This window comes from Pseudarthrobacter sp. W1I19 (assembly GCF_030817835.1).
Taxonomy (GTDB): domain Bacteria; phylum Actinomycetota; class Actinomycetes; order Actinomycetales; family Micrococcaceae; genus Arthrobacter.
This window is the reverse complement of the sequence record NZ_JAUSZR010000001.1, coordinates 2,544,007-2,559,556: the sequence shown is the minus strand read 5'-3', so window position 1 is coordinate 2,559,556 and position 15,550 is coordinate 2,544,007. Positions and strand designations below refer to the sequence as shown.

Genomic DNA, 15,550 nt, shown 5'->3' with positions numbered 1-15,550 from the left:
TCCACCCCAGAATTCCCAGGAGTTTCCCATGGCAGTAGCCGTACGCGTCATTCCCTGCCTTGACGTGGACGCCGGGCGCGTCGTCAAAGGCGTTAACTTCGAGGGCCTCCGCGACGCCGGGGATCCCGTGGAGCTCGCCCACCGGTACGACAACGCAGGTGCTGACGAACTGACGTTCCTCGACGTCACGGCGTCTTCGGGCAACCGGGAAACGACCTTTGACGTGGTCCGCCGGACTGCCGAGGAAGTGTTCATTCCCCTGTGCGTCGGCGGCGGCGTGCGAGGCGTGGCCGAGGTGGACAAGCTGCTCCGCTTCGGCGCGGACAAAGCCTCCATCAACACCGCAGCCGTTGCCCGGCCCGACGTCATCGACGAAATCACCCGGCACTTCGGTTCCCAGGTCCTCGTCCTGTCCGTGGACGCCCGCCGCACCCGCCCCGGATCCCAGCCCACGCCGTCGGGCTTTGAAGTGACCACCCACGGCGGACGCACCGGCACCGGTATTGACGCCATTGCCTGGGCCAAGGAAGCTGCCGAACGCGGCGTGGGGGAGATCCTGCTCAACTCCATCGACGCCGACGGTACCAAGGACGGGTTCGACCTCGAACTCATCAAGCTGGTCCGGGCCGCCGTCAAGGTCCCCATCATCGCGTCCGGCGGTGCAGGGGAGCCGGCACACTTCCCGCCTGCCGTCGCCGCCGGCGCTGACGCCGTCCTGGCCGCATCGATCTTCCACTGGGGCCCGGACGACATGATGTCCCAGGTCAAAAAGGCGATCCGCGAAGCAGGCTTCGAAGTCCGCTAACAACTGCTGGTTGAGCCTGCCACCGGTGGCTGAGCTGCCGCCGGTGGTTGAGCTTGTCGAAACCTGATTTCGACAGGCTCAATCAACGGACTTGCGGGCTCAATCAAACGGACTGGTTAGAGCCCTACTTCGGCTGACTGGAGGAGCGCGACGGCGTCCGGCTGGCCTTCGAAGGTGACGAGCGCATGGCGCGTGCGGCCGTGGGCGTGCATCAGCAGTTCGCCCGGCTCGCCCACGATGGCCACCGAAACAGGGGCGCGCTTGGCCACGTGCCGCGGGCCCGAGGGCCGCACCAGCACAATGCCGAGGTCGACGCCCCGGTACAGGATGGCTGCACGCTTCACCAGCTCATCCCACAGTGCTTCCGAATACGCCTCATCCAGTGCCCTCGGTGCCCAACGGTCCACTGCGCGGCGGACGTCCTCGGTGTGCACGAAGTATTCGATCAGGTTGGAGCTTTCGTCCAGTGCCTTGATGTTCATCGGGGACAGCGCCGGCGGGCCGGCCCGGAACGTGTTCACGAGTCCCGTGTATGCCTCGGGCGTGGTCAGCTTTGCTGCCAGCTTGGCTGTGGCCTGGTCCGATGCCTTGGCCAGGCGCTTGATGATCAGCCCGAGCCCCACAGCGGCTTTGCGCTCACGCAGGTACAGGTGCGCGGCAAGGTCCCTGGTGCGCCAGCCTTTGCAGAGTGTGGGCGCGTCAGGGCCGGCCGCAAGCAGGGTCTCGGCCAGGACTTCTCGGGACGGGTCGACGAAATGCATCACTTGTGAAACTAGCACGACACCCGCGCAGTTGGGCAGCGCGGCCACCGGTGCTGGCGTGCCGTTGTTCACACACGATTCCGGGCACGGCAAAGGCACTAGACTTGACCTGATGTCTGAGCAGCCCGCCCCCGTCCCCACCCTTGCTTCCACCCTGCCCGCAACACCTTCGCCGGGTCCTGCAGGGACTCCGGCAGCTGCGCCCGCGGACAGTCCGCTGCCGTCTGAGCTGGCCGCGGCGCTGAAGCGGGACAGCGCAGGACTGGTGGCCGCCGTGGTGCAGCAGTACGACACCAACGAGGTCCTGATGCTGGGGTGGATGGATGACGAAGCGCTGCACCGCACCATGACCACGGGGCGCGTCACCTTCTACTCCCGCTCCCGCCAGGAGTACTGGCGCAAGGGAGACACGTCCGGGCACGTGCAGTGGGTCAAGTCCGTGGCCATGGACTGCGACGGCGACGCACTGCTGGTCCGCGTGGACCAGGTGGGCGCCGCATGCCACACCGGCACCCGCACCTGCTTCGACGGCAGGGACCTGGCAGTCACCACAGGCCAGGCACTCTGAATCTCTTCCACCGACGCAGGCAACCTGCGGCAGGCAGGGCAGGGTGGGCCACTCCCTGCAAGCACCAGCAACAGGTACCGGCGCAGGCCCCATAAGGCACCGGCGCCACCAGAACCAGAACCGGCCCCGACGAGAACAGGCGGAACAGCATAGCCATGCAGGACCTTGGAACCATCAGCCCAAGCCTCGAAGAGTTCCGGGAACTGGCCGGCCACAGCCGGGTCATCCCCGTCCGGCTCAAAGTACTTGCCGATGCTGAAACACCCATCGGCCTGTACCGGAAGCTCGCCCAGGGCCAGCCCGGAACGTTCCTGATGGAGTCCGCTGCCGTGGGCGGGGCATGGTCCCGCTACTCCTTCATCGGCGCCCGGTCCCGGGCTACCTTGACCACTAAAGACGGCAACGCCCACTGGCTGGGGGAGCCCCCGGTGGGCGTCCCCGTGGGCGGGAGCCCGGTGGACGCCATCCGCGACACCATCGAAGCCCTGCGCACCGACAGGTTTGAGGGCTTGCCGCCGTTCACCTCCGGCCTGGTGGGTTTCCTTGGCTGGGAAACTGTTCGGCACTGGGAACGGCTTGTGAGCCCGCCCGAGGACGATCTGCAACTGCCGGAGATGGCGCTGAACCTCGTCACGGACATGGCCGTCCACGACAACGTGGACGGCACCGTGTTGCTGATCGCCAACGCCATCAACTTCGATGACAGTTCCGAACGCGTGGACGAGGCCTGGCACGACGCCGTCGCCCGGGTCAAAGCGCTGCTCACCAAAGTCAGCACTCCCGTTGCCCAGCCCGTCTCGGTGCTGGCCCCGGCCGCGCTGGACTTTGCCGCCAGTGTCCAGGAACGCTGGGACGAAGCCGAGTACCTGGCCGCCCTTGACCGCGGCAAGGAAGCAATCGTCGACGGCGAAGTGTTCCAGGTGGTGATTTCCCGCCGCTTCGAAATGGAGTGCGAGGCCTCGGCCCTGGACGTCTACCGGGTTCTGCGCAACACCAACCCCAGCCCGTACATGTACATCTTCAGCCTTGAGGACGCGGATGGCCGGGAATACTCGATCGTCGGGTCCTCGCCCGAGGCACTGGTCACGGTGACCGGTGAAGAGGTCATCACCCACCCCATCGCGGGGTCCCGCCCGCGCGGCAAAACGGTGGAAGCGGACAAGGCCCTGGCCGAGGAACTGCTCGCGGACCAAAAAGAACGCGCCGAACACCTGATGCTGGTGGACCTCTCCCGCAATGACCTGTCCAAGGTGTGCGTCGCGGGAACGGTGGATGTCACGCAGTTCATGGAGGTGGAGCGCTTCAGCCACATCATGCACCTGGTCTCCACCGTGGTGGGCCGGCTCTTGCCACAGGCCAAAGCCTACGACGTGCTGAAGGCCACCTTCCCGGCCGGCACACTCTCCGGTGCCCCGAAACCCCGCGCCCTGCGGCTCCTCGACGAGCTGGAACCGCACCGCCGGGGCATCTACGGGGGAGTGGTGGGCTACCTCGACTTCGCCGGTGACATGGACATGGCCATCGCCATCCGCTCCGCACTGCTGCGCGAAGGCCGGGCCTATGTCCAGGCCGGCGGCGGCATCGTGGCCGATTCCGTGAACCCCACCGAGGCCCTCGAAACCGTGAACAAGGCCGCCGCCCCGTTGCGCGCCGTGCACACGGCAAGTTCGCTGCAGAACATCACTGCAGACTCCATTTCCGCGGATTCTGAAGGCGCTGGACCCGGCGGGACGGACTCCTGATGCCTGGTGTCCCCCGGAACGCCGAACCGGCAGCGGAACAGCCCGGGACATCAACAAAGCGGGCGGCCACACCGGCCTGGGCCCGCAAGTCCACGCTGGTGCTGCTGGTGGCCGTCCTGGCCCTTGCAGTATTCGGCACCACCACCCAGACGTGGATGACTGTCACGCTGGACCCCAACCAGGTGGGCCAGTCCGGTGCGGCCCAGACGGCGCTGGATGTCCAGGGCAGCAAGGCTGCCACTGCTGTCACCGCGCTGGCCCTCGTGGCCCTCGCCGGCGGGCTGGCAGCGGCCATCGCAGGCAGGATCGCCCGGTGGATCATCACCGCCATCATCCTCCTGGCCTCGGCCGGGATCGTCGCCGCTGCCGCCACCGTCCTGGCTGACCCGCTGGCGGCTGCCCAGGGTGCCATCGCCGCAGCCACCGGCGTCACCGGGAGCCAGGCTCAAGTGGCCGTCACGGCTTTCCCGGTCCTGGCCGTCGTGGCCGGCTGCCTGCTGGCCCTGGCCGCGCTGCTCATCATTCCGGCCAGCCGGCACTGGAAAACCCGTACCAAATATGACGCGCCTGCCACCGGCGGAACCGCTGCCTCGTCGGGACCGGTTGACGAAATCGACAGCTGGGACCGGCTCTCCCGCGGCGACGATCCCACGTAAACAGGCCACGGGCTGCCCCGGCCCGCCCAGCCCGGCTGCGCAATACGCGGCGGGCAGCCAAAAAATGGCAGAATGTAAGCAGTATCCACCCTGAGGAGATTTTCCATGAGCAAAGCACCTGCGTCCGTTTCCAAGTCAGGCACCCGCACGGTTGCCCCCGGCGCCATTGACCACAGCCAGGAACTCGGCCACGGCAACAGCCCCGCGGCCTGGACCTGCGTCATTGTGATGCTGGTGGGTGCCCTCATCGCGTCAATCGCCTTCGTGATCGCCAGCACGCCCATCTTCATCGCCGGTGCCGCCGTGATGGTCCTCGGCCTCATCCTCGGCTACATCATGCGCAAGGCAGGCTACGGCGTCGAAGGCAGCAAGCTGAAGAACTCCGGCCACTGATGGCAACTGTTCTCGATGACATCAACGCCGGTGTCAGGGAGGATATGGACGCGCGGAAACGCCTCGTTTCCCTGGCTGAACTGAAGGACCGTGCCCAGGGCACAGCACCCGCCCGCGACGCCTGGGCCGCACTCGGCGGAACCTCCCCGTCACGTGACCAGCTGAAAGTCATCGCGGAGATCAAGCGCCGCAGCCCTTCCAAAGGCGACCTTGCAGCCATTGGCGATCCCGCGTCACTTGCCCGGCAGTATGCCGACGGCGGTGCCTCCGTCATCAGCGTCCTCACCGAACAGCGCCGCTTCAACGGGTCCCTGGCGGACCTTGACGCCGTGCGCGCCGCGGTGGACGTGCCCTTGCTGCGCAAGGACTTCACCCTCGACGAGTACCAGATCTGGGAGGCCCGGGCACACGGCGCGGACCTCATCCTGCTGATCGTGGCCGCGCTCTCCGATACGCAGCTGAACGAATTCTCGGCACTGAGCCGGGAACTGGGCATGAACGTGCTCGTGGAAACGCACACCGAAGAGGAAATCGAGCGTGCGGTCGCCGCCCAGGCGCGCATCATCGGAGTGAACGTGCGCAACCTGAAGACGCTCGACGTCGACCGTTCCGTTTTCGCGTCCCTGGCGGGCCTGATTCCGGCTGAGGCCCTCGTGGTTGCCGAATCCGGCGTTCGCGGCGAGGATGACGTGACGCACTACGCCGCCAGCGGCGCCAACGCAATCCTGGTGGGGGAGGCCCTGGTGAGCCACTCGACCCCGCTCGAGCGGATTGCCGAGTTCACGGCGGCAGGTGCCGCCGCCATCGCCGCCCGAGGCTGACGCAGCGCCCCTGGCCCCGGCAGCGTGGACAGGGGCTGCCTGCCGCCCGCGGTTTTGTTCCGGCCCACCAGCGGGAACACCACAACTTACCGAACGATCAACTGGAACAGGACGGGACTGATGGCCGACGCACCCTCAGGAAACGCTGACAACAACGCCGCGGAAGCATTCCTGCAGGGCGGCTCCCTGAAACACGCCCCGGGGCCGTACTTCGGCAGCTACGGGGGGCGTTGGATGCCCGAGTCCCTCATTGCCGCCCTGGACGAGCTCGAAGAGACGTTCGACAAGGCCAAGGACGATCCCGACTTCCGCGCCCAGGTGGCAGATCTGAACAAAAACTACTCCGGCCGGCCGTCGCTGCTGACCGAAGCCAAGCGCTTCTCGGAGCACGCCGGCGGAGTCCGGATCTTCCTCAAGCGCGAGGACCTGAACCACACCGGTTCGCACAAGATCAACAACGTCCTGGGCCAGGCGCTGCTTGCCAAGCGTATGGGCAAGACCCGTGTGATCGCCGAAACCGGCGCGGGCCAGCACGGCGTTGCCAGCGCCACCGCAGCCGCCCTGATGGGGCTGGAGTGCGTGGTGTACATGGGCGCCGAAGACTGCCGCCGCCAGGCACTGAACGTTGCCCGGATGGAGCTCCTGGGTGCCACCGTCATCCCCGTGACCAGCGGCTCGCAGACTCTTAAGGACGCCATCAACGACGCCCTGCGCGACTGGGTGGCCAACGTTGACAACACCCACTACCTCCTGGGCACCGCCGCCGGCGCCCACCCGTTCCCGGCGATGGTCCGCTACTTCCACGAGGTGATCGGCGAGGAAGCACGCGCCCAGATCCTGGACCAGGAGGGCCGTCTCCCGGATGCGGTCTGCGCCTGCATCGGCGGCGGCTCCAACGCCATCGGCATCTTCCACGGCTTCCTGGACGACCCGTCCGTGAAGATCTACGGGTTCGAAGCGGGCGGCGACGGCGTGGAAACGGGCCGCCACGCGGCCACCATCACGCTGGGCAAGCCGGGCGTCCTGCACGGCGCCCGCTCGTACCTCATGCAGGATGACGACGGCCAGACCATCGAGTCCCACTCCATCTCCGCCGGCCTCGACTACCCCGGCGTCGGCCCCGAGCACTCCTACCTCGCGGATATCGGCCGGGTCAGTTACGAACCCATCACGGACGCCGAGGCCATGGAGGCCTTCCGCCTCCTGTGCCGCACCGAAGGCATCATCCCCGCCATCGAGTCCTCGCACGCCCTGGCCGGGGCCATCAAGGTGGGGCAGCGGCTCGCTGCTGAAGCCGCCGGCGCCGGCGGCACCGCACAGGACAAGATCGTGATCGTGAACCTTTCCGGCCGCGGGGACAAGGACGTTGCCACCGCAGCCGAATGGTTCGATCTGTTGGACAAGAATTCCGCCGAGTCCGAAATCGGCAAAGAGGGGGAGCAGCTGTGAGCACTGCACAGACCACCAGCAAGTCGGCCGCGGCCATTGACAAGGCACGCGCCGAAGGCCGGGCCGCCCTCATCGGCTACCTTCCCGCCGGCTACCCCAGCGTGGAGGAGACCATCGCCGCCGGTATCGCCCTTGCGGAGAACGGCGCCGACCTCATCGAGATCGGCATCCCGTACTCGGACCCCGTGATGGACGGCCAGGTGATCCAGGCTGCCACCACCGAGGCCCTGGCCAAGGGCTTCCACGTGCGCCAGGTCTTTGACGTGGTGGCAGGCATCACCAGCAAAACCGATGCCGCCGTCCTGGTGATGACCTATTGGAATCCGGTGATCCGGATGGGAGTGGACGAGTTCTCCCGGCGCCTGGCCGAAGCGGGCGGCGCCGGCCTCATCACCCCGGACCTCATCCCGGACGAGGCAGCCGAGTGGATGGAAGCCTCGGACAAGTACGGCCTGGACCGCGTGTTCCTGGTGGCGCCGTCCTCCACCACTGAGCGCATGCAGCGCACCGTGGATGCAAGCCGCGGCTTCGTGTACGCCGTGTCCATCATGGGTGTCACGGGCGCCCGGACGTCCGTGAGCACGGCTGCCAATGATGTGGTGGCTGCAGCGCATGCTGCCGGCGCCGAGCGCGTGTGTGTTGGGCTGGGCGTCTCCAATGCCGAACAGGTCCGCGAGATCGCGGCCTACGCAGAAGGCGTGATCGTGGGCACCGCGCTGGTGGCCGCCATCCGCGACGGCGGCGTGGACGCCGTGGCTGCCCTCACCAAGGACCTGAGCACGGGACTGGCCAGGGAAACCGGCCTGACCAGGGAAGAAGCCTGATCCATGCAGACGCTCCTTCAGGCGGCGGCCCTGGTGCCGGCCAGTATTCCCAGCCCGGACTGGTCCGGGTTCGATATTCCCCTGCCATGGGGAACGCTGCGCATCCACGCCTACGCCCTGTGCATCCTGGCCGGCATCGTGGTGGGCCTGTGGCTCACGTCGGTCCGCTGGGCCAAGCGCGGCGCGCCTGAAGGCAGCGTCTGGGACATCGTGGTCTGGGCCATCCCGTTCGGCATCATCGGCGGCCGGCTCTACCACGTGGTGTCGTCGCCGGACGCCTACTTCGGCCCCGGCTTTGACGGCACCGGCGACCTCTCCCTGATCCCGCAGATCCAGCGCGGCGGCCTGGGCATCTGGGGCGCCGTGGTCCTTGGCGTGGTGGGTGCGTGGATCGGCTGCCGCCGCAGCGGCGTCAAGCTCAGCGCCTTCCTCGACGCCGCCGCCCCCGGGCTGCTGCTCGCCCAGGCCGTGGGCCGTTGGGGCAACTACTTCAACCAGGAACTTTTCGGCGGGCCCACCACCCTGCCGTGGGGGCTGCAGATCGACGCTGACAACCCCAACTTCCCCGCCGGAGTGGCCGCGGACACCCTGTTCCACCCTACGTTCCTGTACGAATCGCTGTGGAACCTGGCCGGCGTCGTCATCCTGCTTGCCCTGGACCGGAAGTTCAACTTCCGCCGCAGCAGGCTGTTCTGGCTCTACGCCATGTACTACACCCTGGGCCGGGTCTGGATTGAAGCCATGCGCATCGACGATGCCGAGCAGATCTCGCTGTTCGGCATCACCACCCGGCTGAATGTCTGGACCAGCATCTTCGTTTTCCTGGCCGCACTGGCGGCGTTCATCCTGCTGGGATTGAAGAAGCGGGCGGACGCCGACAGCCCCTACCTGCCGGGCCGGGAACCTGCAGAAAAACAAGGCGGGGAAGCCGTAACAGGCACTGGCGATTCGGTCCGTGATACGGACCCTGTTGTCTCAGATAGTGAATGGCGTGATAATCTCCCTGATAACCAGAGCGGTTCCAGGCCCGATTCCGTCCCCGCGGAAGAGGCCTCGGCAGCACCGGCCGGCGTCAAGCCGGGACAGGATGCAACGGCTGCCGGACATTCCGGCAGTTCAGCCACAGGAGCCGCACCGGAGGCCGGCACCAGCAAGTAAACCGCCGGCCCAAAGGGCAGCAGAGCCACCGCTCGAAGCTCCCGAAAACCACAGTGTCGTGGCATGGGGCCCAATCTGTACAGCATAGAGTTGCTGTCAGATGAAGCCCTGGGCAGGGGCCTGCGTAACCGTTAGTTCAGCAGGCCGGGCTGACCTACAATTTCCAGTAAGTAACACTTTGTTGTGCCCATGTGAGCGGCGCCCGACGAGTGGGGCCAACGGTGTCCCTTCCATACGCACGATCAGGAGGAAGGACGTCTCCCATGACCCAAACTCTTCACACTCCCAGCTGGTCTGAACCGGATCAGCCTGAGACTGCCATGTCGCCGTTCAAGCGCTTTGCGGCCTTGCCGGAGGCCAGCGGGTTGTACAACCCCGAGCAGGAGAAGGACGCCTGCGGTCTTGCGATTATCGCCACCCTCCGCGGCGAACCCGGCTACGACATCGTGGACGCTGCCCTCACCGCCCTGCGCAACCTCGAGCACCGCGGTGCCGTGGGTGCGGACGAAGGCACCGGTGACGGCGCAGGCCTCCTCATGCAGATCCCGGATGAGTTCTTCCGTGCGGTCACCGAGTTCGAACTTCCTGCACCGGGCCAGTACGTGGCTGGTACGGCGTTCCTTCCCGCCGAGCAGCGCGAAGCCGACGCCGCGAAAGCCGGAATCGAAGGCCTTGCGGCTGACGAGGGCCTGAAGGTCCTCGGCTGGCGCGAGGTGCCCATTGTGGCCGACCTCGTCGGTGCCATGGCGCGTGCCTGCATGCCCTACTTCTCCCAGCCCTTCCTGGCATCCGCCACCGGCGAGGAACTGGACCGCAACGAACTGGACTCGCGCGCCTGGCGCATCCGCAAGCGTGCCCAGAACAAGTTCGGCGTGTACTTCCCGTCGCTGTCCTCGCGGACCATCGTCTACAAGGGCATGCTCACCACCGCCCAGCTGGAGCCGTTCTACCCGGACCTCTCGGACAAGCGGTTCAAGACCAAGCTGGCGATCGTCCACTCCCGCTTCTCCACCAACACCTTCCCGTCCTGGCCGCTGGCCCAGCCGTTCCGCACCATCGCCCACAACGGTGAGATCAACACCGTCAAGGGCAACCGGAACTGGATGCGCGCCCGCCAGTCCCAGCTCGCCAACCCGCTGCTGGGTGACTCGCCGGAAGAGCTGTACCCCATCTGCACCCCGGGTGCCTCCGACTCCGCGTCCTTCGATGAGGTAGCCGAGCTGCTCTGGCTCTCCGGCCGCCCCATCACGCACTCGATCATGATGATGATCCCCGAGGCCTGGGAAAACCACGCCACCATGGATCCGGCACGGCGTGCGTTCTACGAGTACCACTCCCTGCTGATGGAGCCGTGGGACGGCCCCGCAGCTGTTTCCTTCACTGACGGCAACCTCGTGGGCGCCACCCTTGACCGCAACGGCCTGCGCCCCGGCCGCTTCTGGATCACCGAAGACGGCCTGATCGTCTTCGCCTCCGAGGTGGGCGTGATCGACGTCGAACCCTCCAAGGTGGTCAAGAAGGGCCGCGTGTCCCCGGGCAAGATGTTCCTGGTGGACACCGAAGCCGGCCGCATCATTGACGACGAAGAGGTCAAGGCCGAAGTTGCCGCCGCCAACCCGTGGGCGGAGTGGGTCAAGGACAACCTGATCGACCTCAACGAGCTTCCCGAGCGTGAGCACGTGGTCCACACGGCTGCGTCCGTGAACATCCGCCAGCGGACCTTCGGCTACACCACCGAGGAACTGAAGATCCTGCTGGGCCCGATGGCCCGCACCGGCGCCGAACCCCTCGGTGCCATGGGCTCGGACACTCCGGTGGCCGTACTGTCCAAGCGCCCCCGGCTGCTCTTTGACTACTTCGTGCAGTCCTTCGCGCAGGTGACCAACCCGCCGCTGGACGCCATCCGTGAAGAACTCGTCACGTCGCTGACCTGTGCCATCGGCCCCAACGGCAACCTCCTGGACACCAAGCAGGTACGCCAGCCCCAGGTCCAGTTGCCGTTCCCGGTGATCAACAACGACCAGCTCGCCAAGATCGCCAACATCGAGGACGCAGACGGCAACCGCGTGGCCATGAAGGTCCGTGGCCTGTACCGCCCCGAAGGCGGCGAGAACGCGCTCCGCGCCCGGCTCACGGAAATCTGCGAGCAGGTTTCCGGCGCCATCAACCGCGGCGTGCAGTACATCGTGCTGTCCGACCGCGACTCCAACGCGCAGTGGGCGCCCATCCCGTCCCTGCTGCTGGTCAGTGCCGTCCACCACCACCTGCTCCGCAGCGCCAACCGCACCAAGACCGCCCTGGTGGTCGAGGCCGGCGACGTCCGCGAGACGCACCACGTTGCAGTCCTGATCGGTTACGGCGCATCCGCCGTCAACCCGTACCTGGCCATGGAATCCGTGGAGCAGCTGATTGCTGCCGGCGACGTCACCGGCGTCACCCCGCAGGACGGCGTCTACAACCTCATTAAGGGCCTGGGCAAGGGCGTCCTGAAGATCATGTCCAAGATGGGCATCTCCACCGTGGCGTCCTACACCGGCGCGCAGACGTTCGAGGCACTTGGCCTGGGACAGGAGCTGGTGGACGAATTCTTCGCCGGCACGCATTCCCAGCTGGGCGGCGTGGGCCTGGACGTCATCGCGGCCGAAGTTTCCGCACGCCACCAGATGGCCTACCCCGAGGGCGGCATCGAGCAGCCCCACCGCCCGCTCCTGGGCGGCGGCGAGTACCAGTGGCGCCGCGACGGCGAGCCGCACCTGTTCAACCCGGAGACGGTCTTCCGGCTGCAGCACGCCACGCGTGAGCGCCGCTACGACATCTTCAAGGCCTACACCAGGGGCGTGGACGACCAGTCCACCAACCTGATGACCCTCCGCGGCCTGCTCAAGTTCAAGAACGAGCGCCCGCCAGTTCCGCTCGAGGAAGTGGAGCCTGTCTCCAGCATCGTCAAGCGGTTCTCCACCGGTGCGATGAGCTACGGCTCCATCTCCCAGGAGGCCCACGAGACGCTGGCTATCGCCATGAACCAGCTGGGCGGCAAGTCCAACACCGGTGAAGGCGGCGAGGATGTGGACCGCCTGCTCGACCCCAAGCGCCGGTCCGCCGTCAAGCAGATCGCCTCGGGCCGCTTCGGCGTCACCAGCCTGTACCTGACCAACGCCGACGACATCCAGATCAAGATGGCGCAGGGCGCAAAGCCCGGCGAAGGCGGCCAGCTGATGGCGCAGAAGGTCTACCCGTGGGTGGCCCGGACCCGGCACTCGACCCCCGGCGTCGGACTCATCTCCCCGCCCCCGCACCACGACATCTACTCGATCGAGGACCTGGCGCAGCTGATCTACGATGCCAAGCGCGCCAACCCCTCGGCCCGCGTGCACGTCAAGCTCGTCTCGGAAGTCGGGATCGGCACTGTGGCGTCCGGCGTGACCAAGGCGAAGGCCGACGTCGTACTCGTTTCCGGGCACGACGGCGGAACCGGCGCCTCGCCGCTGAACTCGCTCAAGCACGCCGGTGTCCCGTGGGAGCTTGGCCTGGCCGAGACCCAGCAGACGCTGATGCTCAACGGCCTGCGCGACCGCGTGGTAGTGCAGGTTGACGGCCAGCTGAAGACCGGCCGCGACGTGGTCATCGCCGCGCTGCTCGGCGGCGAAGAGTTCGGTTTCGCCACCGCACCGCTGGTGGTGGAAGGCTGCATCATGATGCGCGTCTGCCACCTGGACACCTGCCCCGTGGGTGTTGCCACCCAGAACCCGGAACTGCGGGCACGCTTCAGCGGCAAGCCGGAGTTCGTGGTCAACTTCTTCGAGTTCCTTGCCGAGGAAGTCCGCGAGATCCTGGCCGAGCTGGGCTTCCGCAGCCTGGAAGAGGCCATCGGCCACGCCGAGGTACTGGATGCCCGCGAGGCGATCAACCACTGGAAGGCCGACGGCCTGGACCTGGATCCCATCCTGCACGGGCTGGAGTTCGACGACGACGCCCCGCTGCGGAACATGACCGGCCAGAACCACGAGCTGGACAAGCACTTCGACCAGCGGCTCATCACCATGGCCACTGAGGCCCTGACGGACCGCAGCCCGGTGAAGATCTCCGTAGACGTGATCAACACGGACCGTTCCGTGGGCACCATGCTGGGGCACGTGGTCACCAAGACGTTCGGCACGGACGTCCTGGCCACGGACACCATCGATGTCACCCTGAGCGGTACCGCCGGCCAGTCCCTGGGCGCCTTCCTGCCCGCAGGTATCACCCTGCGGCTGTTCGGCGACTCGAACGACTACGTGGGCAAGGGCCTTTCCGGCGGCCGCATCATCGTCCGGCCGGACCGCACCAACGTGTTCAAGGCCGAGACGAACGTCATCGCCGGCAACGTGATCGGCTACGGCGCCACCAGCGGCGAGATGTTCCTGCGCGGACAGGTGGGCGAACGCTTCCTGGTCCGCAACTCGGGTGCCACCGCTGTCGTCGAAGGCATCGGCGACCACGGCTGCGAGTACATGACCGGCGGCCAGACGCTGATCATCGGCCGCACCGGACGCAACTTCGGTGCCGGCATGTCCGGCGGCACCGCCTACGTCCTGGACCTGGACACTGCCAAGGTCAACAAGGACGCCCTGCAGTCCGGTGAACTCCAGCTCCGCGAGCTGGACGCCGAGGACCGCGACATCGTGCATGGACTCCTGGTCAAGCACGTTGAAGAAACTGACTCCCAGCTGGCGGCGCGCCTCCTCGAGAACTTCGATGACACCGCTGCCCGCATTACCAAGGTGCTGCCGCGGGACTACGCGGCCGTGCTGCAAACCCGCCTCGACGCTATTGAAGAGGGCCTGGACCCCGACGGCGAAGAAGTGTGGTCTCGAATCCTGGAGGTAACCGGTGGCTGATCCACGCGGATTTTTGAAAGTACGTCAGCGCGAAACCCAGCCGCGCCGTCCCGTTCCGGTCCGCATCATGGACTGGAAGGAAGTGTACGAGGCGCAGGAAAAGGGCACGCTGAAGGCGCAGGCCGGACGCTGCATGGACTGTGGCGTCCCCTTCTGCCACCAGGGCTGCCCGCTGGGGAACCTCATTCCCGAGTGGAACGACCTCATGTGGCGGGACAAGGGCGAGGAAGCGATCGAGCGCCTGCACGCCACCAACAACTTCCCGGAGTTCACCGGCCGTTTGTGCCCCGCTCCGTGCGAGGCGTCCTGCGTGCTGGGCATCAACCAGCCCGCCGTGACCATCAAGCAGGTGGAAGTTTCCATCATCGACGAAGCCTGGGACAACGGCTGGGTCAGCCCCCTGCCGCCGGCACGCCTGACCGGAAAGACCGTTGCCGTCGTCGGCTCCGGCCCTGCCGGGTTGGCCGTGGCGCAGCAGCTGACCCGGGTGGGCCACACCGTTGCCGTGTACGAGCGGGACGACAAGATCGGCGGCCTGCTGCGGTACGGCATCCCCGATTTCAAGATGGAAAAAGAGCAGGTTGACCGCCGCATCGAGCAGATGAAGTCGGAAGGTACCCGCTTCCGTACCGGTGTGAACGTGGGCACGGACGTGACCTGGGAGCAGTTGCGCAGGCGCTATGACGCCGTCGTGGTCTGCACCGGTGCCACCGTCCCGCGCGACCTGCCCATCCCGGGCCGCGACTTCGACGGCGTGCACTTCGCCATGGATTACCTGGTGCCGGCCAACCGCGCTGTTGCGGGGGAGCAGGTGGAGAACCAGATCCATGCGCAGGGCAAGCACGTGGTGATCCTGGGCGGCGGCGATACCGGTGCGGACTGCCTGGGTACCGCCCACCGCCACGGCGCTGCTTCGGTGACCACCCTTGCCATCGGCAAGCAGCCGCCGGCCGAGCGTGCCAGCCACCAGCCCTGGCCGACGTTCCCCACGCTGTTCGAAGTTGCCAGCGCTCATGAGGAAGGCGGCGAGCGGACCTACCTTGCCTCCACCGTGGAGTTCGTGGGCGAAAACGGCAAGCTGACCGGCGTCAAGGTTGCCGAGACGGAATTCGTGGACGGCAAGCGCCTGCCCAAGGCCGGCACCGAACGGATCATCCCCGCTGACCTGGTGTTCCTGTCCCTGGGCTTCACCGGTGCGGAGCCTGCGGGCATCACCGAACAAGTGCATGCCGAGTTCGACGGCCGCGGCAACGTGTCCCGCGACGGCTACTACATGACCAACACCGAGGGTGTCTTCGTGGCCGGCGACGCTGGCCGCGGACAGTCCCTCATCGTGTGGGCCATCGCCGAAGGACGCGCCGCCGCCGCAGCCGTGGACAAGTACCTGATGGGCAGCACCATCCTGCCGGCTCCTGTGGCGCCTACCGACCGGGCCATCGCCGTCCTCTAGAGCTGCACCGAGGGTTCACCTCTTCGACAACTTAACCAATGCAAGA

General features: G+C 66.8%; 12 protein-coding genes. 11 read left to right on the top strand and 1 reads right to left on the bottom strand.

The features are described 5' to 3' along the window. Positions 1-28 precede the first annotated feature (28 nt). Positions 29-805: an imidazole glycerol phosphate synthase subunit HisF gene (hisF, locus tag QF038_RS12050; RefSeq protein ID WP_142058190.1), complete on the top strand. Its 777-nt coding sequence runs from the start codon at positions 29-31 to the stop codon at positions 803-805. Between the two features lie 116 nt (positions 806-921). Here the strand turns inward: hisF and QF038_RS12045 are convergent, their stop codons facing one another. Then, positions 922-1,566 carry a TIGR03085 family metal-binding protein gene (locus QF038_RS12045; protein WP_091420259.1) on the bottom strand — a complete coding sequence of 215 codons (645 nt, stop codon included), beginning with the start codon at positions 1,564-1,566 and terminating at the stop codon, positions 922-924. Between the two features lie 112 nt (positions 1,567-1,678). Between QF038_RS12045 and hisI the strand changes: the two genes are divergently transcribed. The 10 genes from hisI to QF038_RS11995 all read left to right on the top strand — a co-directional run bounded on the left by hisI (position 1,679) and on the right by QF038_RS11995 (position 15,504). Beyond that, positions 1,679-2,134 (top strand): phosphoribosyl-AMP cyclohydrolase, encoded by a 456-nt coding sequence (gene hisI / locus QF038_RS12040; protein WP_307610368.1) that lies wholly within the window; start codon positions 1,679-1,681, stop codon positions 2,132-2,134. Positions 2,135-2,289: 155 nt separating this feature from the next. Continuing rightward, a complete protein-coding gene (locus QF038_RS12035) occupies positions 2,290-3,876 on the top strand; it encodes an anthranilate synthase component I (protein ID WP_307610367.1) in 1,587 nt (528 codons plus the stop codon). After that, positions 3,876-4,532, top strand: coding sequence for a Trp biosynthesis-associated membrane protein (locus QF038_RS12030; protein ID WP_307610366.1), 657 nt, complete (start codon positions 3,876-3,878; stop codon positions 4,530-4,532). Before QF038_RS12035 ends, QF038_RS12030 begins: the two co-directional genes overlap by 1 nt. A 105-nt stretch (positions 4,533-4,637) precedes the next feature. Further along, positions 4,638-4,925 carry an HGxxPAAW family protein gene (locus QF038_RS12025; RefSeq protein WP_307610365.1) on the top strand — a complete coding sequence of 96 codons (288 nt, stop codon included), beginning with the start codon at positions 4,638-4,640 and terminating at the stop codon, positions 4,923-4,925. After that, positions 4,925-5,746: an indole-3-glycerol phosphate synthase TrpC gene (gene trpC / locus QF038_RS12020; RefSeq protein WP_307610364.1), complete on the top strand. Its 822-nt coding sequence runs from the start codon at positions 4,925-4,927 to the stop codon at positions 5,744-5,746. Before QF038_RS12025 ends, trpC begins: the two co-directional genes overlap by 1 nt. A gap of 120 nt (positions 5,747-5,866) precedes the next feature. Then, positions 5,867-7,195: a tryptophan synthase subunit beta gene (gene trpB / locus QF038_RS12015; protein ID WP_307610363.1), complete on the top strand. Its 1,329-nt coding sequence runs from the start codon at positions 5,867-5,869 to the stop codon at positions 7,193-7,195. After that, on the top strand, positions 7,192-8,019 hold the full coding sequence (trpA, locus tag QF038_RS12010; RefSeq protein WP_307610362.1) for a tryptophan synthase subunit alpha: 828 nt from the start codon (positions 7,192-7,194) through the stop codon (positions 8,017-8,019). Before trpB ends, trpA begins: the two co-directional genes overlap by 4 nt. A 3-nt stretch (positions 8,020-8,022) precedes the next feature. Beyond that, the gene (gene lgt, locus QF038_RS12005) at positions 8,023-9,177 is read left to right on the top strand and encodes a prolipoprotein diacylglyceryl transferase (protein ID WP_307610361.1); all 1,155 of its coding nucleotides are present in this window, start codon (positions 8,023-8,025) and stop codon (positions 9,175-9,177) included. Positions 9,178-9,440: 263 nt separating this feature from the next. Continuing rightward, positions 9,441-14,054, top strand: a complete 4,614-nt coding sequence (gene gltB / locus QF038_RS12000; RefSeq protein ID WP_307610360.1) for a glutamate synthase large subunit — start codon at positions 9,441-9,443, stop codon at positions 14,052-14,054. Further along, positions 14,047-15,504, top strand: a complete 1,458-nt coding sequence (locus tag QF038_RS11995) for a glutamate synthase subunit beta (RefSeq protein ID WP_307610359.1) — start codon at positions 14,047-14,049, stop codon at positions 15,502-15,504. Before gltB ends, QF038_RS11995 begins: the two co-directional genes overlap by 8 nt. Positions 15,505-15,550: the final 46 nt, after the last annotated feature.

Excerpts from the sequence above, each read along its gene's own strand:
- QF038_RS12045 (WP_091420259.1), bottom strand. The coding sequence starts at position 1,566 with ATGCATTTCGTCGACCCGTCCCGAGAAGTCCTGGCCGAGACCCTGCTT.
- lgt (WP_307610361.1), top strand. The coding sequence starts at position 8,023 with ATGCAGACGCTCCTTCAGGCGGCGGCCCTGGTGCCGGCCAGTATTCCC.
- hisI (WP_307610368.1), top strand. The coding sequence starts at position 1,679 with ATGTCTGAGCAGCCCGCCCCCGTCCCCACCCTTGCTTCCACCCTGCCC.
- QF038_RS12025 (WP_307610365.1), top strand. The coding sequence starts at position 4,638 with ATGAGCAAAGCACCTGCGTCCGTTTCCAAGTCAGGCACCCGCACGGTT.
- trpB (WP_307610363.1), top strand. The coding sequence starts at position 5,867 with ATGGCCGACGCACCCTCAGGAAACGCTGACAACAACGCCGCGGAAGCA.
- gltB (WP_307610360.1), top strand. The coding sequence starts at position 9,441 with ATGACCCAAACTCTTCACACTCCCAGCTGGTCTGAACCGGATCAGCCT.
- trpC (WP_307610364.1), top strand. The coding sequence starts at position 4,925 with ATGGCAACTGTTCTCGATGACATCAACGCCGGTGTCAGGGAGGATATG.
- QF038_RS12035 (WP_307610367.1), top strand. The coding sequence starts at position 2,290 with ATGCAGGACCTTGGAACCATCAGCCCAAGCCTCGAAGAGTTCCGGGAA.
- hisF (WP_142058190.1), top strand. The coding sequence starts at position 29 with ATGGCAGTAGCCGTACGCGTCATTCCCTGCCTTGACGTGGACGCCGGG.
- QF038_RS12030 (WP_307610366.1), top strand. The coding sequence starts at position 3,876 with ATGCCTGGTGTCCCCCGGAACGCCGAACCGGCAGCGGAACAGCCCGGG.